Below are 19,821 nucleotides of genomic sequence, written 5' to 3' on the forward strand. Positions count from 1 at the left end.
CTAGACCTTGGACACTGCGACGCGCGCCTCGGCGTCCGTCACGTCGATCGGCGTCCCCTGAGGACCCGGCTCGCCCACGCGCAGGCTGGTCGCCAGGGTCTCCGCGCTGATGAGGTCGCCGTGAACCTGCACGGCCCGGACGACCGCGTCGCTGCCGCCGACGACCAGCGTGATGCGGTCGGAGACCTCCAGCCCGAGGCTGCGCCGCGTCTGCTGGACGCCGCGCACGATGTCGCGGGCCAGCCCCTCAGCCGCCAGCTCCGGGGTCACCTGGGTCTGCAGTGCGACGAACCCGCCGCTCGGCAGCAGCGCGACCTCGGTGCCCTCCACGGAGCCGGCCACCTGCTCGAGGGTGAACTCGCCGTCAGTGAGCGTGAACCCGCCCGCGACGACCGTGCCGTCCTCGGCCACCGTCCAGTCGCCGCTCTTGGAGCCCTTGATGGCCGCCTGCACGTCCTTGCCCAGACGGGGTCCGGCGACCCGAGCGTGCACGGTGAGCCGTGTGCTCAACCCGAAAGCGCCCGCCTCCTCGGAGGCGCGGGAGATGAACCGGACCTGCTTGACGTTGAGCTCACCGGCGACGATCGCGGCGAAGTCCTCCAGCACGGCCGGGTCGTCGACCGCGACGGTCAGGACGGCCAAGGGCAGGCGCGTGCGCAGCGTCGCCGCCTTGCGGATGGACGAACCGGCCGAGCAGACCTCCCGGACCTGGTCCATCGCGGCCACCAGCGTCTCGTCCGCAGGTAGGTCGTCGGGATCGGGCCAGTCGGTCAGGTGCACCGACCGGCCACCGGTGAGACCCCGCCAGATCTCCTCCGTCGTCAGGGGGAGCAGCGGTGCGGTCACACGGCACACGGTCTCCAGCACCGTGAACAAGGTGTCGAAGGGCTGCCGGGTGGTGTCGTCGGCATCTGCGCCGTCGGCCAGCCAGAATCGCTCACGAGAACGACGGATGTACCAGTTGGTGAGCACGTCGACGAACTCGCGCGTCGTCTCGCACGCATCGGCCACGGCGTAGGCGTCCATCTGCTCGGTCATCGTCTCGACGTACTGACGCAGCTTGGCCAGGACGTAGCGGTCCATCGGGTCGTCGGCCCGGCTGATCGTGCGGGCCGTGAAGCCCTCACCGGCGAGGTTGGCGTACAGGCCGAAGAAGTACCAGCTGTTCCACAGCGGGATCATCACCTGGCGTACGCAGTCCCGGATGCCCTGCTCGGTGACCACGAGGTTGCCGCCGCGCAGGATCGGTGAGGCCATGAGGAACCAGCGCATCGCGTCGGCGCCGTCACGGTCGAAGACCTCGTTCACGTCCGGGTAGTTGCGCAGCGACTTGCTCATCTTGTTGCCGTCCGAGCCCAGCACGATCCCGTGGCTCACGCACGCCTCGAACGCCGGCCGGTCGAACAGTGCCGTGGCCAGGACGTGCAGGGTGTAGAACCAGCCGCGCGTCTGTCCGATGTACTCCACGATGAAGTCCGCGGGGAAGTGCTCCTCGAACCACTCGGCATTCTCGAACGGGTAGTGCACCTGCGCGAACGACATCGACCCTGAGTCGAACCACACGTCCAGGACGTCCGGCACCCGGCGCATCGTCGAGCGGCCCCCATCCATCGGCCGAGGGTCGTCGGGGTTGGGCCGCGTCAGGTCGTCGACGTAGGGACGGTGCAGGTCGCGCACCCCGTCGGCGTCGGCCGGGACCCTGCCGAAGTCGCGCTCGAGCTCCTCGAAGGAGCCGTAGACGTCGATGCGCGGGTACGCGGGGTCGTCGCTCTTCCAGACCGGGACGGGCGAGCCCCAGAACCGGTTGCGGGTGATCGACCAGTCCCGGGCGTTCTCCAGCCACCTGCCGAACTGCCCGTCCTTGATGTGCTCGGGCACCCACCGGATCTGCTGGTTCAGCTCCAGCATCCGGTCCTTGATCGCCGTCACCTCGACGAACCACGACGAGACCCCCTTGTAGATGAGGGGCTCTCGGCAACGCCAGCAGTGCGGGTAGGCGTGGTCGTAGGTCTCGTGCCGCAGCAGGACCGTCCCGGGGCTCACCGATGCGGCCGAACCTGCCTGGGTGGCCTCCTTGAGGTGGTCGATGATGTGCGGGTTCGCGTCGAAGACCAGTAGCCCGGCGTAGTCGGTGACCGGTGCGGTGAAGCGACCGTCCTTGCCGACCGGCATGACCGCCTCGATGCCCTCGCGGTCGGTGACCTCCTTGTCGACCTCACCGAAGGCGCCGGCACTGTGCACCAGACCCGTGCCGTCGGTCGTCGTGACGGCGGCGTCCTCGGCCACCACCCGGAAGGCGTTCTCGTGCCCCGCGAAGTAGCTGAACGGTGGCGTGTAGGACAGACCGATCAGGTCCGCTCCCGTACCGCGCCACACCACCTGCGGCTCCTCGCCCAGCTCACGGGCGTAGGCACCCAGACGCGCCTCGGCCAGGATCAGTCTGTTCCCGTCCGCCGCCCGTGGCCCGGCACCCCCGCCGGGGGCGGGGTGCTCGACCGCGACGTAGTCGATGTCGGTGCCGACCATGACGGCCAGGTTGCTCGGCAGCGTCCAGGGGGTCGTCGTCCAGACCAGCAGCTTGGCACCCGCGAGCGGGCCGTCGGAGGTGACCTCGAAGCCCACCGTCACGGCCGGGTCCTGGCGGTTGGCGTAGACGTCGTCGTCCATGCGCAGCTCGTGGTTGGACAGCGGCGTCTCGTCGTTCCAGCAGTACGGCAGGACGCGGAAGCCCTCGTACACCAGACCCTTGTCGTACAGCGTCTTGAACGCCCAGATGACCGACTCCATGTAGTCGGGATTGAGGGTGCGGTAGTCGTTGTCGAAGTCCACCCAGCGGGCCTGGCGGGTGACGTACTCGCGCCACTCACCGGTGTACTTCAGCACCGAGGCGCGGCAGGCCGCGTTGAACGCACCGATGCCCATCTCGACGATCTCGTCGGTCGTCTTGATGCCGTTGAGACGCATCGCCTCCAGCTCAGCAGGCAGACCGTGCGTGTCCCAGCCGAAGCGGCGCTCCACCCGGTGGCCGCGCATCGTCTCGTACCGCGGCACGACGTCCTTGACGTACCCGGTGAGCAGGTGGCCGTAGTGCGGCAGCCCGTTGGCAAAGGGGGGACCGTCGTAGAAGACGAACTCGCCGGTGCCGTCCGGTCCGGGCTCGCGAGCCTCGACGCTCGCGCGGAACGTGTCGTCGGCCTCCCAGTGGGCCAGCACCCGTCGCTCGATCTCCGGAAAGCTCGGCGTGGACGGCACACCGTGCTGCACGGCGTCGTCGTCCTGCGGGCCGGTGGTGGTCCGGGGATAGGTCATGCGGCTGCTCCTGCGTCGTCCGTGCTGGTGCACGAGGACGACGTCCCTGGCCGGGCTGCCGCGGTACCACCTCGTTTGCCACGCTGTGTGGCCTCTTCATGAAGGCTGTGACGGGCCCACCCGTCCGGTTCTACTGGGGGACTGCCAGAGGCCCTGTTCTTCCGGAGGCTCGCCGCTGATGACGGCTCAGACGCTGTCCGATGAGGATACCGGTGCAGGGCGTGGCACGCCCAGCCGGTTCCGAGTAGGCCCCGTGTGGCTCGTCGGTGTACTGTCCCCGCATGCCGAAGACCACACTGGCCGTGCGTGCGGACGAGAAACCGTGGACCGCTGCCGAGACCAAGGCTGTGCGCGCTGAGCTGGAGGACGACCTCGTCCGGCTGCGCAAGGAGCTCGACCTGTCCGCCAAGGACCTGCAGGACCTGTTACGTGACGGCGTCGACGGCGCCGGGAACGACCAGGCCGACGTCGGCTCCAACAGTCTGGAGCGCGACGCCGAGATGTCGCTCGCGGCCAACCAGCGCGAGCTGCTCCTGCAGACCGAACGGGCGCTGCAGCGTCTGGACCAGGGGACCTACGGACAGTGCGAGCAGTGCGGCGAGCCCATCGGCAAGATGCGCCTGCAGGCCTTTCCCCGGGCCACGCTGTGCATGCAGTGCAAGCAGCGCGAGGAACGTCGCTGACTTCCCAGGACGGCAGGGACGACCACGCCGTGGAGTCCGACGAGACCCACGAGGGCCAGTCAGGTCAAGGCCGGGGCGCCCTCACGGGCCGACTCCTGCTCGGCGTGGTGCTTGCCTACGCGCTGGACCAGGCCACCAAGGTCTGGGCCGTCGCCCGCCTGGAGGGCGAGCCGTCGATCGAGGTCGTGCCCGGAGCGCTGTCGCTGACCTTCCTGCGCAACCCGGGAGCGGCCTTCGGCATGGGCGCCTCGTTGACCGTCGCCCTGAGCCTGGTGTCGGTGGTCGTGGTGGTGGTCGTCATCAAGATGGCCTCGCGACTGCGCGACGTCGGCTGGACCATCGGTCTCGGCCTGCTGCTGGCAGGGGCGCTCGGCAACCTCACCGACCGGCTCCTGCGCGAGCCCGGGGTGCTGCGCGGTCACGTCGTCGACTTCATCGACTACGGACCGTTCGTCGGCAACGTCGCGGACATCTACCTGACCTTCGCCGCCGTGGTCATCATCTGGCGTTCCTTCAAGGGCATCGGGCTCGACGGCAGCAAGGGCGTCTCATGACCCAGGACCGCGAGCAGAAGGTGGTCTCGGTGCCGGAGGGGCTGGCCGGGGAACGGGTCGACGTCGCGCTGTCGCGTCTGCTCGGCCTGTCGCGCACGAGAGCCGGCGAGCTGGTCTCCGACGGGCTCGTGCGGCTGGACGGTCACCCGCCGCAGAAGTCCGAGCGCGTCGAGCCCGGGATGCTGCTGGAGGCCGAGATCCCGGCACCGCGGGTCGTGACGGTGGTGGCCGAGCAGGTCGAGGGGATGCGGATCGTCTTCCAGGACGACGACATCGTGGTGGTCGACAAGCCGGTCGGCGTCGCGGCGCACCCGAGCGTCGGGTGGCAGGGCCCCACCGTCGTCGGGCACCTCGCCGGGGCCGGGGTGCGCATCTCCACGTCGGGGGCTCCGGAGCGGCAGGGCATCGTCCAGCGCCTGGACGTCGGCACGAGCGGGCTGATGATGCTCGCCAAGTCCGAGCGGGCGTACTCGGTGCTCAAGCAGGCCTTCCGGGACCGGGCGGTGGACAAGACGTACCACACCCTCGTGCAGGGGCACCCAGACCCGCACACCGGCACGATCGACGCGCCGATCGCCCGGCACCCCAAGCACGACTTCAAGTTCACGGTACGAGCCGACGGACGGCACAGCATCACCCACTACGACACGCTCGAGGCGCACCGGTACGCCTCGCTGCTGACCGTCAAGCTGGAGACCGGCCGCACCCACCAGATCCGCGTGCACATGAGCGCGTTGCACCATCCGTGCGTCGGCGACCTGCAGTACGGGGCCGACCCGACCCTCGCCGCCCGGGTGGGCCTGGAGCGGCAGTGGCTGCACGCCACGCGGCTGGGTTTTGAGCACCCGGGGACCGGGGAGTGGGTGGAGTTCGCCAGCGACTATCCCGCGGACCTGCAGGCGGCTCTCGACGTCGTCCGGGAGATCCACTGACCCCGGCCCGCTGAGTGTGACGTTCCCGCCCCAGATTGGCCCTGGCCGGGGCGGAAACGTCACACTCAGCGGGGGCTGTGGATGGCGCGGAGCGTCCACAGCGATGCGCGGCCATGCTGCCCGGATGCACGCACGACGCACTGGCCGACTCGTCGACGAGGGATGGACGCCCAAGGCCCTGCGAGGGCCCAGGGTGGAGCGTCGCGCGCACGGATTGGTGCGCCCAGCAGGACTCAGCGCGCCGCCTGACGTCGAACGTGTCGACGACGCCATCGGCCTGTTGGTACCGGGCACGGCGCTGGGAGGGTGGGCCTCGTTGCGACACCACGGAAACGAGTGGTTCGACGGATGGGGTCGTGAGGGGCAACGCCGTGTCCTCGTCCACTGCGGCCCCGGGACGCAGCTACGGCGCCGCGACCTCGTCGAGCCGTTCCGTGGTCTCATCCACCCGTGGGAGCTGACACAGGTCGCCGGAGTGACGACGAGCTCGATCGAGCGCGCGGCGTTCGACGAGGGACGCATGGCGCGCGATCTACGCTCAGCCGTCGTCGCGATCGACATGACGGTGAGCCGTGTCCAGGATCTGCCCCGCACGGAGCTGGCAGCCGTCTGGCGGGTGGTGAAGTCGCACTTCAAGGTCAAGGGCATCGTGCAGGTCCGCGAGGCGCTCGCCCTCGTGTCGGACCGTTCCGCAAGTCCGATGGAGTCATGGACTCGACTGGTGGCTCGGCTCGACGCCGATCTCACGAATCTCTCCGTGAACGTCCCGGTCTTCGGTCCACTCGGTGACCTGCTGGGTGTGGCCGACCTGTTCGATCCTGAGACCGGGCTGGTGATCGAGACCGATGGGTCGGGCCACCGTGAGGAGGAGCAGCATGCACTGGACAACGTCCGCGAAGAAGGGTTCGAGCACGCCGGATGCGTCGTGATGCGAGTGAGCCCGCTCGACCATCGGCATCGCTGGGACCTGGTGGGAAGGATGCACCGAGCGGCCCGGGCGGCTCGGCGGCCCCGGCCGCACCTGTGGACCACGGATCCACCGGAGTGGTGGTACGGGTGGTCCGGTGCTCAACGCTGGCTCTGACCTCGTTGAGTGTGACGTTTCCGCCCCAAATTGGCTCTGTGAGGGACGGAAACGTCACACTCAGCGGGGATCAGGAGCTCTGGTGGGATGATGAGGCCATGACCTCGAGCGTGCGCCAGTCCGAGAAGCTGAGAGATGTTCTGTACGACATCCGCGGACCCGTCAGCGCGCGAGCCGCCCAGCTGGAGGCCGAGGGTCATCGCATCCTCAAGCTCAACATCGGCAACCCGCAGCCGTTCGGCTTCGACGCGCCGGGGGAGATCCTGCAGGACGTCATCGCCGGGCTGCCCGCCTCGGCCGGCTACTCCGACTCCCGCGGCATCCAGCCGGCCCGCCGCGCCGTCGTGCACCACTACCAGCTGAACGACGGGTTCCCCGACATCGATATTGACGACGTCTGGATCGGCAACGGTGTCTCCGAACTCATCCAGATGGCCCTGCAGGCGTTGCTGGACAACGGTGACGAGGTGCTCATCCCGGTGCCGGACTACCCGCTGTGGACCGCCGTCACGAACCTGGCCGGTGGCACGCCGGTGCACTACCGGTGCGACGAGCAGAACGCATGGAACCCCGACCTGGCCGACCTCGAGGCCAAGATCACCGACCGTACGCGGGCCATCGTCGTCATCAACCCCAACAACCCCACCGGCGCCGTGTACTCGCGCGAGACGCTGCAGGGCATCGCCGACCTCGCCCGCAAGCACGACCTGGTACTCATGGCCGATGAGATCTACGACAAGATCCTCTACGACGACGCCGTGCACGTCCCGATGGCCAGCATCGCCCCCGACGTCCTGACCCTGACCTTCAACGGCCTGTCCAAGGCCTACCGGGTCTGTGGCTACCGGGCGGCGTGGCTGGTGGTCACCGGTCCGTTGGAGAACGCCCGCGACTACCTCGAGGGCATCACCCTGCTCGCCTCGATGCGGCTGTGCCCCAACGTGCCGGCGCAGAATGCCATCCAGGTGGCGCTCGGCGGGTACCAGAGCATCAAGGAGCTCATCCTCCCCGGAGGACGGCTGCTGGAGCAGCGGGACACCGCCGTCGATGAGCTGCGCAAGATCCCGGGCGTCGACGTCGTGGTGCCCCAGGGCGCGCTGTACGTCTTCCCTCGCCTGGATCCCGAGGTGCACCCGATCAAGGACGACCAGCAGCTCGTGCTCGACCTGCTGCTGAGCGAGAAGATCCTGCTCACCCAGGGCACCGGGTTCAACTGGCCCGATCCGGACCACCTGCGGATCGTCACCCTGCCGTGGGCCCGCGACCTCGCCGAGGCGATCCAGCGGCTGGGCAACTTCCTCAGCAGCTACCAGCAGGTCTGAGCCGGAACGCCGGGGCGTGACATCTGTCCGTCCGGACCGGTGACATGTGTCCGATGGTTCTGTCGGCGGTGTGGGGCATGATCGTCGCATGAACATTCCTGATCGGAACCTCCTGTCGAGGGGAGCGCGATGACCGACATGATCAGCGCCACCGCACTGGTGAAGCGCTACAAGGAGGTCGAGGCGCTCGGCGGCCTCGACCTCGCCGTGCCCGAGGGCAAGGTGCTGGGCCTGCTCGGACCCAACGGGGCGGGCAAGACCACGGCGGTGCGCATCCTCGCCACACTGCTGGAGGCCGATGAGGGCTCGGCCACGGTCGCCGGGGTGGACGTCATGGCCGATCCGAACGGCGTGCGTGCCCGCATCGGCCTGTCCGGGCAGTACGCCGCCGTCGACGAGCACCTCACCGGGTACGAGAACCTGGAGATGGTGGGCCGGCTCTACGGCATGACCCGGGCCGAGGCCGGCGCGCGGGCGCGCGAGCTGCTGGAGCGGTTCGCGCTCTCCGACGCCGGGGATCGTCCGTCCAAGACGTACTCCGGCGGCATGCGTCGACGCCTGGACCTCGCGGGGGCCCTGGTCGCCGCACCGCCGGTGCTGATCCTCGACGAGCCCACCACGGGCCTGGACGTGCGGGCCCGCCAGCAGATGTGGAGCGTCATCCAGGACCTCGTGTCCTCCGGCGCCACGTTGCTGCTGACCACGCAGTACCTCGAGGAGGCCGACCTGCTGGCCGATGACATCGTCGTCATCGACCACGGCCGGGCCATCGCCCAGGGCACCGCCGACCAGCTCAAGGCCCAGGTCGGCGGAGAGCGGGTCGAGGTCGTGGTCAGTGACCGGGCCCGCCGCGACGACGCCGCCCGTGTCCTGGCCGGCGTCGCGGTCGCCGAGGTGCAGTACGGCGCCAACGGCCGCGAGGTCACCGCCGCGGTGGAAGGCGGTGCGCGCCAGCTCAGGGTCGTCCTCGACGGCCTGGAGGCCGACGGGATCGACGTGGTGGACGTCGGTCTGCGTCGTCCCACGCTGGATGACGTCTTCCTCACCCTCACCGGCCACGTCGCCGACCAGGAAGAAACCCCCGAGCTGGCCGAGGAGGTCGCCGGATGAGCAGCGGTCCCACCCTCACGCGCACCCTCACCGACGGCTGGGTGGTCGCCAAGCGCAACGTCATCAAGATCAAGCGCGTGCCGGAGATCCTCGTCTTCGTGCTGATCTCGCCGATCATGTTCGTGCTGCTGTTCGCCTACGTCTTCGGCGGCGCGATCGACGCGGGTGAGGGGCTCAACTATCGCGAGTTCCTCGTCGGCGGCATCTTCGCCCAGACGGTGGTCTTCGGTGCCACCTTCACCGGTGCGGGGCTGGCCGAGGACATGCAGAAGGGCATCATCGACCGGTTCCGGTCGTTGCCGATGTCGCGCTCGGCGGTGCTCGTGGGCCGCACGACGTCGGACATCATCTACAACGTCCTGTCCCTGCTGATCATGGCGCTCACCGGGCTGGTCGTCGGGTGGCGGGCCCGTGAGGGCATGCTGGACATGCTGGCCGGGTTCCTCCTGCTGCTGGTCTTCGCCTACGCGATCAGCTGGATCATGGCCTACATCGGGCTGCTGGTGCCGAGCGTGGAGGTCATCAACAACGCCTCGTTCATCGTCATCATGCCGTTGACGTTCGTCTCGAACGCGTTCGTGCCGCTGGAGTCGTTCCCGAGCGGACTGCGCACGTTCGTGGAGTGGAACCCGGTCTCCGCGGTCACCCAGGCGTGCCGCGAGCTGTTCGGCAACACCAGTGACGCGGTACCGGTGCCGGATGCCTGGTCCATGCAGAACCCGGTGCTCTACACCCTGATCTGGGTGGTGATCATCCTGGTGATCTTCGTGCCGCTGTCGATCCGGCAGTACAAGCGAGCAGCCAGCCGCTGAGCCCGTGCCTCGGTGGGTCCGCCCTCGCCCCGACCTCGGGCGCAGGCGGACCCGCCGGTGCGGCGCGACAGGGGTCCTGTGGTCGCACCGGGCCGGTCCGTGCGACGCGGCGGCGAGCCTCGCCGCAGTCTGTGCCGGCTGACGTAGGCTGAGGTTCTTCCCCAGATCCCGCCGTCAACGGCACCCGAACCCCACGACGGCCCAGGTCCGTCATGTCTGGAGGCGCATCACCCGATGCCGAGCGACTCGTCCTTCGTGCACCTGCACAACCACACGGAGTACTCGATGCTCGACGGGCACGCGCTCCTGGACCCGATGTTCCAGAGGACGGCCGAGCTCGGGATGCCGGCCATCGCGATGACCGATCACGGCAACATGCACGGCGCCTACGACTTCTGGTCCAAGGCACGCCAGCACGGCGTGAAGCCGATCATCGGTCTGGAGGCGTACCTGACGCCCGGCACGCACCGCAGCGAGCGTCGCAAGGTGCGCTGGGGCAAGGGCGACGCTGCCGAGGAGGGTGGCAAGGACGTCGCCGGGGGCGGTGCGTACACCCACATGACGATGCTCGCCACGTCCACCGAGGGCATGCACAACCTGTTCCGGCTCTCCTCGCTGTCCAGCCTGGAGGGGTACTACTACAAGCCCCGTGCCGACCGTGAGCTCCTGCAGCGCTACGGCTCCGGACTCATCGCCACCACCGGGTGCCCGTCGGGAGAGGTGCAGACCCGGTTGCGGCTGGGCCAGTACGAGCAGGCCAAGCAGGCGGCCGCGGAGTTCCAGGACATCTTCGGCAAGGGGAACTTCTTCCTGGAGCTGATGGATCACGGCATCCCGATCGAGAAGGAGGTCCGCAACGACCTCCTACGCCTGGGCCGGGAGCTGGACCTGCCTCCGGTGGCCACCAACGACTGCCACTACACCCACCCCGAGGACGCCGATGCCCACGACGCGCTCATCTGCGTCGCCTCCGGCAAGTCCGTCGCCGACCCCAACCGGCTGAAGTTCGCCGGTGGCGGCTACTACGTCAAGTCGGCGGCGGAGATGCGTGACCTCTGGGAGGACCGCTTCGACATGAAGGAGGCGTGCGACAACACCCTCCTGATCGCCGAGCGGTGCGAGGTCGAGTTCACCGAGTCCACCGGCGGCTACATGGCTCGCGCGGACGTCCCCGCGGGCGAGACCGAGGAGAGCTGGTTCGTCAAGGAGGTCTGGCGCGGCATCGAGTCCCGCTACCCGGGCGAGGCGCTCACGCAGGACGTCCGCGACCGGGTGGACAAGGAGCTCGGGGTCATCAAGGCCAAGGGCTACTGCGGGTACTACCTCGTGGTGGCCGACTTCATCAACTGGTCCAAGAACAACGGCATCCGCGTCGGTCCGGGCCGTGGCTCCGGCGCCGGCTCCATCGCCGCGTACGCACTGCGGATCACCGACCTGTGCCCGCTGCAGCACGGTCTGATCTTCGAGCGGTTCCTCAACCCGGAGCGCCCGTCGATGCCCGACTTCGACATCGACTTCGACGAGCGTCGGCGCGCGGAGGTCATCGGCTACGTCAGCGACAAGTACGGCTCGGACCGCGTCGCCTACATCGCCACGTTCGGCCGGCTCAAGGCCAAGGCCGCCATCAAGGACGCCAACCGCGTGCTCGACTACCCCTTCGCCATGGGGGAGCGCATCACCAAGGCGCTGCCCGCCGACGTGATGGGCAAGGGCGTGCCGCTGTCGGACCTCTTCGACGCCGGCAACAAGCGTTTCAGCGAGGGCAAGGAGTTCCGCGACCTCCACGAGTCCGACGCCGAGGTCCGCAAGATCTACGACACGGCACTGGGCCTGGAGGGCCAGATCCGCAACTGGGGCGTGCACGCCGCCGGCGTGATCATGAGCAGCGAGCCGCTCGTGGACATCGTGCCGATCATGAAGCGCGAGCAGGACGGCGCGATCATCACCCAGTTCGACTACCCGATGTGCGAGTCGCTCGGGCTGGTCAAGATGGACTTCCTGGGGCTGCGCAACCTCACGGTTCTCGACGATGCACTGGTCAACATCAAGGCCAACCGTGGCGAGGACATCGTGCTGGAGGAGCTCTCCTTCGACGATCCGGCCACCTATGACCTGATGTCCCGAGGTGACACGCTGGGTGTCTTCCAGCTCGACGGCGGTCCCATGCGAGCCCTGCTGCGCAGCATGCGTCCGGACAAGTTCGAGGACCTCTCGGCCGTCGGTGCGTTGTACCGCCCAGGCCCCATGGGTGCGGACTCGCACAACAAGTACGCACGACGCAAGAACGGCCGCGAGCCGATCGAGCCCATTCACCCCGAGCTCGAGGATCCGCTCAAGGACGTCCTGGGTGAGACCTACGGCCTGATCGTCTACCAGGAGCAGGTCATGGAGATCGCCCAGGTGCTGGCGGGCTTCAGTCTCGGACAAGCCGACCTCCTGCGCCGTGCGATGGGCAAGAAGAAGAAGGAGGAGCTGGACAAGCAGTACGCCGGCTTCCAGGCCGGCATGCTCGAGCGCGGCTTCTCCCAGGCGGCCATCTCGGCGCTGTGGGAGATCCTGCTGCCGTTCTCCGACTACGCCTTCAACAAGGCGCACTCGGCGGCCTACGGCGTCATCTCCTACTGGACGGCCTACCTCAAGGCCAACTACCCGGCCGAGTACATGGCGGCCCTGCTCACCAGCACGCGTGGCGACAAGGACAAGTCGGCCATCTACCTCGCCGAGTGCCGGCGTCTCGGCATCCAGGTGCTGCCGCCGGACGTCAACGACTCCGTCTCCAACTTCGCCTCGGTCGGGGAGGACATCCGCTTCGGCCTGTCGGCGGTTCGCAACGTCGGCGAGAACGTCGTGGCCGGGATCGTTGCCGCGCGCGAGGAGGAGGGGGCGTTCACCGACTTCGCGGACTTCCTGGACAAGGTGCCCACCCACGTGTGCAACAAGCGGGTCCTGGACTCGCTGATCCGTGCCGGGGCGTTCGACTCCCTGGGCCACCGCCGCCGGGCGCTGACCACGATCGCCGAGGAGGCGGTCGACCAGTACATCGATCTCAAGCGCAATGCGGCCATCGGCCAGGACTCGCTGTTCGGCGGCATGGACGACGCGTTCACGGGGGTCGCGGTCACGGTCCCGGACATGCCGGAGTGGGACAAGACGCAGCTGCTCGCCTTCGAGCGCGACATGCTCGGCCTCTACGTCTCCGACCACCCGCTGCTGGGCCTGGAGCATGTCCTGAAGGCCAGCAGCGACTGCAGCATCGGACAGCTGCTGGCCGACAACGACCGGGCCGACGGCAGCACGGTGCGCATCTGCGGCCTGATCACCGGGGTGCAGCGGCGCCTCACCAAGAAGGGCGACACGTGGGCCTCCATCACCGTGGAGGACCTCGAGGGCAGCGTCGACGTCATGGTGTTCCCGGCCACCTACTCCCTGGCTGCGCCCGCCCTGGTGCCGGACACCGTCGTGGTCGTCAAGGCGCGCGTGCGTCGCAAGGACGACGACGAGCTGGACCTGCACGCGCAGGAGGTCACGATGCCTGCCATGAGCGCCGGGCAGGCCGAGGCGCCGGTCGTGGTGAGCCTGCCGGTCGCACGCTGCACGTCGGACGTCGTGAGCGAGTTCAAGCGGGTCCTCGGGTCCTACCCGGGCGCCACCGAGGTTCACCTGCGGCTGGTGGGCAACGGCACCACCAAGGTGATGCGCCTCGACGACACCCTGCGGGTCAAGCCGTCGTCGGCGCTCATCGCCGACCTCAAGGAGCTCCTGGGGCCCCATTGTCTGGCGTGATCAAGTCTGTCGTGGTGCTGCTGCTCCTGGCTCTGGCCGCCGGCTGGGCGTGGGAGCTGCTCGCCGAGCCTCCTCGGTGGGAGGTCACCGAGGAAGGGGCCGTCCTCACCCAGCAGGCAGCGCAGACGCAGTTCCGGGTCGAGCTCCTCTTCATCGGCGTGGGCGTCGTCCTGTGCGGCGTGTGGGCCGCGGTGCTCGGAGGATGGTGCCGCGTGGTCGGCTGGTGGCTGGCGCCGCTGGTGGCGCTCTCCGCAGCGGCAGCGGCGGTCGTGGCCTGGCAGGTGGGCGTGCGGCTCGGTCCTCCCGACCCGTCCGGCGTCACCGGCCTCGCCGTCGGTGAGACCTTCCCCGACGCGATGCAGACCCCGTCGCTGGCTGCGTTCCTGTTGTGGTCGGTGGCGGCGCTCGGCGGTCTGGTCCTGGGGCTCCTCACCACGCCCGGGACCGAGCCGGGCACCGGCGAGCCCGACACCTCCGGTGACCCGGACTCATCGGGACAGTCGTGGGCGGAGCCGATCGAGGTAGTCGAGGATCAGTGACTGAGCCTCGCTCTGGCTGAGCTGGTCAGCCATCAGCAGGGTCCCCACGCCGTGCGCCAGCCCCATCACCTCCACGGCCAGCAGGCGGGCGGACGGGGTATCGAGGTGCTCGGACCGCAGGATGTCCCCGAGGTGGTCGGCAAGTCCGCGAAGATGTCGCTGGTAGGCCCGTCCGGCCATGTCAGGGCGCGTGATGGCCAGAGCTTCCAGTGAGACGCCGAGGCGGTGGAGCTCTCGGCTCGCCTGGTCCGTGGGCAGTGCTTCGTGGAGGAAGGCCTCGACATGGCCGAACGCTGAGCGGTCGGTTCCGGGTTGTTCGGAGCGCGCTCGCCATCTCTCGATGCTCTGGTCGGCGAGACGCTCGAGCGTGGCGCTGAGAAGCTCGTCCTTGCTGTTGCCGTAGTACTGGACGAGTCGGAGTGACATGTTGGCCTCGGTGGCCACCGCCCGCATGGTCACGGCGTTGATGCCGCCTCGCGCCAGGAGACGTTCCACGGCCTGCATGATCTCGGTCCTTCGTTCGGTTCCGGGCATCAGCGAGCTTCCTGTCGTCCATCGTGATCGTCCCACCGCGATGATACGGTCGTACCACTTGATACAAGTGTATCAACAGGGATGGGAGGGTGATGTCGACCTCGGTGCAACGGCTCGGGCTGTGGTCGGCCTGTGTGGCTCAGCTGATCGTCGTGCTGGACGTCTCGGTGGTGAACGTCGCGCTGCCCTCGATCCAGGCCGACCTGGGACTCGGACGTGTCACGACGTCGTGGGTGGCGATGGCCTACAGCCTGGCGTTCGCCGGCACCCTCCTGGTCGGGGCGCGGCTCGCCGATGTCGTGGGGACCGCGCGGCTGCTCACCTGGGGCGTCGCCACATTCACCCTGGCAAGCGTCGTCGGCGGGGTCGCGACCGACGGTTGGATGCTCATCGCCGCCCGCGCCGCGCAGGGGCTCTCGGCGGCGGTCGTGTCTCCGGCCACGTTCACCGTGCTGACGATCACCCATGCCGAGGGCCCGGGGCGCACACGAGCCATCGCGGTCTGGACCGCGGTCAGCCTGGCCGGGGGCGGAGTCGGCAACATCGCCAGCGGGGTGCTCACCGACCTGATCTCCTGGCGAGCCACCTTGTTGATCAACCTACCCATCGGGATCGGCGTCGTCGCCGCAGCCGCCGTCCTTCGTCGCAGGAGCACCGACCGGACCGTGGGTGGGCGAATCGACCTTGCCGGTGCCGTGCTGGCCACCGGTGCGTTCGCCTGTGCCGCCTATGCCCTGTCGAGTGTCGCTGAGGACGCGACCGCCGAGCTCTCCGCCATGGCGGGCATCGCCGCCGCCGTGCTGTTCATCCTGCTCCTCGGCCAGCAGCGCCGCACCCCGCACCAGCTCGTGCCGAGCCGACTGGCGCGGGATCGTCTCATCGTTCTCGGCAACACCGCGACCGCGTTGACCGGCGCCTGCTTCCAGGTCGGCCTGTGGTACTTCCTCACCTACCGCGTGCAGGCCCAGCTGGGGTACTCCCCGATCCAGGCCGGTCTGGCCTTCTTGCCACTCACCGTGAGCATGCTGGCGGTGAACCTCTGGATCACGCCTCGTCTGATCACGCGCCACGCACCTCGCGTGCTCGTCGTGGTCGGCGCGGGAGTCGCCGCACCCGGACTGCTGTGGCTGGCAGCTCTCGACCCCGACGCCTTCGTCCTCGCGATCCTGGTGCCCAGCGTCGTGATCGGCGTGGGCGGCGGGCTGATGAACACGCCGCTGGCCACGCTCGTCACCACCGGTGTCCTTCCTGAGCATGCTGGAGCGGCCTCTGGTCTGATGAACACTGCGAAGCAGTTCGGTGGGGCGATCGGCCTTGCCGCGGCCAGCACCGCCGCCGCTGTCACCGGCACCGACCAGGCGGCCTTCGTGCTGATGGGGATCGCGCTACTCGCGGTCATCGTGGTGGCGGCCGGAATCCCCGGGGGCCGAGACGAGTCGCAGCGAGGCACGAGACGAGGGCACTAGCGACCGATCGGGTCGAACGTCGCGCCGGTGACCGTGGCGAGGTCGTCCGGTGACAACTCGATCTCCAGACCACGTCGTCCTGCCGAGACCAGGACCGTCGCCTGGTCACGGGCCCTGGCGTCGATGACGGTGCGCAGACGGCTGCGCTGTGCGATGGGGGAGATGGCACCCACCACGTGCCCGGTGGCCCGCTGGGCCCGGCTCGATCCCGCCATCGCCACCTTCTTGACACCGAGCGCCCGCGCGAGAGCCTTCAGGTCGAGGGAGCGGGACACCGCGACGATCGCCAGGCACAGCGTGTTACCGGTGTCGACCACCAAGGTCTTGAGCACCCGTTCCGGATCCACCCCCAGTGCCTGAGCGGCCTCGGCACCGTAGGACGCCGACCGTGGATCGTGCTGGTAGGCGTGGCGGGTGAAGGTGATGCCCGCACGCGTCAGCGCCGCCAGCGCGGGCGTCGCCTCACCGTCGCTCCTGCGGCCCATCGTGTGCCTCCTCACCATGGTGCTCGATGGCGAGACACAGGACCAGTCCGGCGACGTTCGGCTGCTGCAGGGAGGTCCGGTTCACCGCCACATCCTAGGGCTGGGGCGGCTCACGGCCCCAAGGAGTGGTTCGTGGGGAAGCGCGGTGCCGTGGGAACTAGGATCGGTGGTGTGAGCTCCCCTCTGATTCGTCGTCTCGACCTGCGCCAGGACGCCCCTGGTGGCAGCGCTGCCCGCCTGCCCAGAGCCCAGCTCGACGTCGAGCACGCGCTGTCGGTCGTCGCGCCGCTGTGCGACGACGTCCGCGACCGCGGCGAGGAGGCGGTCCTGGAGTACGGCGAACGCTTCGACGGGGTGCGTCCTGCCTCGCTGCGCGTTCCCGCCGAGCAGCTGGACGCCGCGCTCGAGAAGCTCGACGCCGACGTTCGCGCCGCGCTGGAGGTCTCCATCGCCCGGCTGCGCGCCACCTGCGAGGCGGAGCTGGAGTCCGGCGTCGTGACGGCAGTGGCCGACGGCGCCACGGTGGAGCGCCGGATCGTGGCGATGCAGCGCGTCGGGCTCTACGTGCCCGGCGGTCTGGCGCCACTGGTCAGCAGCGTGGTCATGAACGCCGTCCCGGCCCAGGTGGCCGGCGTCGGCTCGATCGCTCTCTCCACGCCCCCGCAGACTGAGTTCGGCGGGCTGCCGCACCCCACGGTCCTGGCCGCGTGCGCCCTGCTGGGCATCGAGGAGGTCTACGCCGCCGGCGGTGCGCAGGCCATCGCGATGCTGGCCCACGGCACCACCGCCACCGGCGGCACCATCGCGCCCGTCGACCTCGTCACCGGGCCAGGCAACATCTACGTCGCCGCCGCCAAGCGGCACCTGCGCGGCACCGTCGCCATCGACAGCGAGGCCGGACCCACCGAGATCGCCGTCATCGCCGACGACACTGCCGATGCCTCCTTCGTCGCTGCCGACCTGATCAGCCAGTCCGAGCACGACCCCATGGCCGCCAGCGTCCTCATCACCCCCAGCGAGTCGTTCGCGGCGGCCGTGGAGAGCGAGCTGGGCCGCCAGGTGCCGTCCGCACGCCACCACGAACGGATCGCGACGTCGTTGGCGGGGGAGCAGTCCGCCGTCGTGCTCGTCCGCGACCTCGGCCAGGCCGTCGACGTCGCCAACGCCTACGCTGCTGAGCACCTGGAGGTGCAGACCGCCGACGCGGCAGCCGTGGCCGCCCGGATCGTCAACGCCGGAGCGATCTTCGTCGGTGGGTTCACCCCGGTCTCCCTCGGCGACTACGCGGCCGGCTCCAACCACGTCCTGCCCACCGCCGGGTGCGCGTGCCACTCCTCGGGCCTGTCGGTACGTGCCTTCGTCAAGAACGTCCACGTCGTCACCTACACCGAGCAGGCACTGCGTGAGGTCGGCGGACACGTCGTCGCGCTCGCCGAGGCCGAGGACCTGCCGTCCCACGGGGCCGCGGTCTCGATCAGGACCGGTTCATGACCGGTGCTGCACCAGACTGGCTCCCGCTGCGCGACGAGCTGCGTGACCAGGTGCCCTACGGCGCCCCGCAGATCGACGTCCCGGTGCGGCTGAACACCAACGAGAACCCCCACGGTCCCAGCCAGGGTGCCGCCGACGACATCGCCGAGGCAGTGCGGTCCGCCGCGCTCGACCTCAACCGCTACCCGGACCGCGAGGCCACCGAGCTGCGGGAGGCGCTCGCCGGCTACCTGGGCCGCGAGACCCCGGGAGCAGGGCTGGACGCTTCGCGCGTGTGGGCCGCCAACGGCTCCAACGAGGTCATGCAGCAGATCCTGCAGGCCTTCGGCGGCCCGGGGCGCACGGCACTGTCCTTCGCCCCCACCTACTCCATGTACCCCGAGTACGCCCGCAACACCCACACCCGATGGGTCGCCGGCCGTCGCCGTGAGGACTTCGGCATCGACGGTGACGCGGCGGTCGCCCTCATCGAGGCTGAGCAGCCCGACGTCGTCTTCCTCACCTCGCCGAACAACCCCACCGGCACCGCACTCCAGCCGGCGCACACACAGGCCGTGCTGGAGGCTGCCCCCGGCATCGTGGTGGTCGACGAGGCGTACGCGGAGTTCCGGCGCGCCGGGACGCCGAGCGCGCTGGAGCTGCTCGCCGAGCACCCCACACTCATCGTGACCCGCACCATGAGCAAGGCGTTCGCGCTCGCCGGGGGGCGGCTCGGCTACCTCGCGGCCCACCCGGCCGTCGTCGACGCGCTGCGGATCGTGCGCCTGCCCTACCACCTGTCCTCGGTCACGCAGGCCACTGCGCTCGCGGCGCTGCGGCACACCGACGAGCTGCTCGCACAGGTGGACACGCTGCGTGCCGAGCGGGACCGGACCGCACGCCGGCTCGCCGACGCGGGGTTCACGGTGGCCGAGTCCGACGCGAACTTCGTGCTGTTCGGCACCTTCGAGGACCGGCACGCCACGTGGCAGGCGCTCGTCGACCGTGGCGTCCTGGTCCGAGAGACCGGGCCACTAGGATGGTTGCGCGTCTCGATCGGGACGCCGTCCGAGATGGACGCGTTCTTCACGGCACTGACGGAGGTGACCTCGACGTGAGCAGCGGGCCCACCGCTCTGACGCCCCGCCGGGCGCGGATCGAGCGCAAGACCTCCGAGTCGCACGTCGTCGTCGAGCTGGACCTCGACGGCACTGGCAGTCACGACATCTCCACCGGTGTCGGCTTCTACGACCACATGCTCACGGCGCTCTCGCGGCACTCGCTGATCGACCTGACGGTCAAGACCGAGGGCGACCTGCACATCGACGCCCACCACAGCGTCGAGGACACCGCGATCTGCATCGGTGACGCGCTGCGTGAGGCTCTGGGCGACAAGTCCGGCATCCGCCGCTACGGAACCGCCACCATCCCGCTCGATGAGGCCATCGCCACGGCGACGGTCGATGTCTCGGGGCGTCCCTACTTCGTGCACTCCGGGGAGCCGGAGCGGCAGATCACCGTGGTCATCGGCGGCCAGTACCAGGGCTCGTTGACCGCGCACGTCCTGGAGTCGATCGCCCACCACGCCGGCATCACGCTGCACATGAGGCTCCTGGAGGGCCGCGATCCGCACCACATCGCCGAGGCGCAGTTCAAGGCACTCGCCCGCGCGCTGCGTGAGGCGGTTGCCCTCGACCCACGCGAGCCCGGCGTGCCCTCCACCAAGGGTGCGCTCTGA

Annotated in this window: 16 protein-coding genes; 13 read left to right on the top strand and 3 right to left on the bottom strand. The window is 69.3% G+C overall.

What is annotated here, in order from left to right; all coding sequences use genetic code 11:
• On the bottom strand, positions 1-3,309 hold the full coding sequence (ileS, locus tag ACEVFP_RS07815; protein WP_375003138.1) for an isoleucine--tRNA ligase: 3,309 nt from the start codon (positions 3,307-3,309) through the stop codon (positions 1-3).
• 281 nt (positions 3,310-3,590) lie between these two features.
• On the opposite strand from ileS, the gene ACEVFP_RS07820 reads away from it, so the two are divergent.
• From ACEVFP_RS07820 to ACEVFP_RS07860, 9 genes are all read left to right on the top strand, one after another.
• Positions 3,591-3,992 (top strand): TraR/DksA family transcriptional regulator, encoded by a 402-nt coding sequence (locus tag ACEVFP_RS07820; RefSeq protein WP_375003139.1) that lies wholly within the window; start codon positions 3,591-3,593, stop codon positions 3,990-3,992.
• Positions 3,993-4,021: 29 nt separating this feature from the next.
• Complete coding sequence (locus ACEVFP_RS07825) at positions 4,022-4,546, top strand: signal peptidase II (protein ID WP_375003141.1); 525 nt, start codon at positions 4,022-4,024, stop codon at positions 4,544-4,546.
• Entirely contained in the window at positions 4,543-5,478 is a 936-nt protein-coding gene (locus ACEVFP_RS07830) for an RluA family pseudouridine synthase (protein ID WP_375003142.1), read from the top strand. The genes ACEVFP_RS07825 and ACEVFP_RS07830 overlap by 4 nt, the downstream gene beginning before the upstream one ends.
• A 124-nt stretch (positions 5,479-5,602) precedes the next feature.
• Entirely contained in the window at positions 5,603-6,562 is a 960-nt protein-coding gene (locus tag ACEVFP_RS07835; RefSeq protein ID WP_375003144.1) for a hypothetical protein, read from the top strand.
• Between the two features lie 98 nt (positions 6,563-6,660).
• Positions 6,661-7,884: a pyridoxal phosphate-dependent aminotransferase gene (locus tag ACEVFP_RS07840; RefSeq protein WP_375003146.1), complete on the top strand. Its 1,224-nt coding sequence runs from the start codon at positions 6,661-6,663 to the stop codon at positions 7,882-7,884.
• Positions 7,885-8,013: 129 nt separating this feature from the next.
• Positions 8,014-8,994, top strand: coding sequence for an ATP-binding cassette domain-containing protein (locus ACEVFP_RS07845; protein ID WP_375003148.1), 981 nt, complete (start codon positions 8,014-8,016; stop codon positions 8,992-8,994).
• Entirely contained in the window at positions 8,991-9,806 is an 816-nt protein-coding gene (locus ACEVFP_RS07850; RefSeq protein ID WP_375003150.1) for an ABC transporter permease, read from the top strand. The genes ACEVFP_RS07845 and ACEVFP_RS07850 overlap by 4 nt, the downstream gene beginning before the upstream one ends.
• A 234-nt stretch (positions 9,807-10,040) precedes the next feature.
• On the top strand, positions 10,041-13,589 hold the full coding sequence (gene dnaE, locus ACEVFP_RS07855; protein ID WP_375003152.1) for a DNA polymerase III subunit alpha: 3,549 nt from the start codon (positions 10,041-10,043) through the stop codon (positions 13,587-13,589).
• Positions 13,586-14,128: a hypothetical protein gene (locus ACEVFP_RS07860; protein ID WP_375003154.1), complete on the top strand. Its 543-nt coding sequence runs from the start codon at positions 13,586-13,588 to the stop codon at positions 14,126-14,128. The genes dnaE and ACEVFP_RS07860 overlap by 4 nt, the downstream gene beginning before the upstream one ends.
• On the opposite strand, the gene ACEVFP_RS07865 is transcribed toward ACEVFP_RS07860, so the two are convergent.
• The gene (locus ACEVFP_RS07865) at positions 14,078-14,662 is read right to left on the bottom strand and encodes a TetR/AcrR family transcriptional regulator (protein WP_375003156.1); all 585 of its coding nucleotides are present in this window, start codon (positions 14,660-14,662) and stop codon (positions 14,078-14,080) included. The two genes, ACEVFP_RS07860 and ACEVFP_RS07865, sit on opposite strands and share 51 nt — an antisense overlap.
• Positions 14,663-14,754: 92 nt before the next feature.
• Here ACEVFP_RS07865 and ACEVFP_RS07870 point away from each other — a divergent pair, with 92 nt between their 5' ends.
• Positions 14,755-16,128: an MFS transporter gene (locus ACEVFP_RS07870; protein ID WP_375003788.1), complete on the top strand. Its 1,374-nt coding sequence runs from the start codon at positions 14,755-14,757 to the stop codon at positions 16,126-16,128.
• Here ACEVFP_RS07870 and ybaK read toward each other — a convergent pair.
• Positions 16,125-16,613: a Cys-tRNA(Pro) deacylase gene (gene ybaK, locus ACEVFP_RS07875; protein WP_375003158.1), complete on the bottom strand. Its 489-nt coding sequence runs from the start codon at positions 16,611-16,613 to the stop codon at positions 16,125-16,127. The two genes, ACEVFP_RS07870 and ybaK, sit on opposite strands and share 4 nt — an antisense overlap.
• 183 nt (positions 16,614-16,796) lie before the next feature.
• Here ybaK and hisD point away from each other — a divergent pair, with 183 nt between their 5' ends.
• Genes hisD through hisB form a run of 3 tightly spaced genes read left to right on the top strand, consistent with a single transcriptional unit; the run spans position 16,797 to position 19,821 of the window.
• Entirely contained in the window at positions 16,797-18,104 is a 1,308-nt protein-coding gene (gene hisD, locus ACEVFP_RS07880) for a histidinol dehydrogenase (RefSeq protein ID WP_375003789.1), read from the top strand.
• Positions 18,101-19,201, top strand: coding sequence for a histidinol-phosphate transaminase (locus ACEVFP_RS07885; RefSeq protein ID WP_375003159.1), 1,101 nt, complete (start codon positions 18,101-18,103; stop codon positions 19,199-19,201). Before hisD ends, ACEVFP_RS07885 begins: the two co-directional genes overlap by 4 nt.
• Positions 19,198-19,821, top strand: a complete 624-nt coding sequence (gene hisB / locus ACEVFP_RS07890) for an imidazoleglycerol-phosphate dehydratase HisB (protein WP_375003161.1) — start codon at positions 19,198-19,200, stop codon at positions 19,819-19,821. The genes ACEVFP_RS07885 and hisB overlap by 4 nt, the downstream gene beginning before the upstream one ends.

The sequence above is a fragment of the Aeromicrobium sp. CTD01-1L150 genome, assembly GCF_041951745.1.
Lineage (GTDB): Bacteria > Actinomycetota > Actinomycetes > Propionibacteriales > Nocardioidaceae > Aeromicrobium.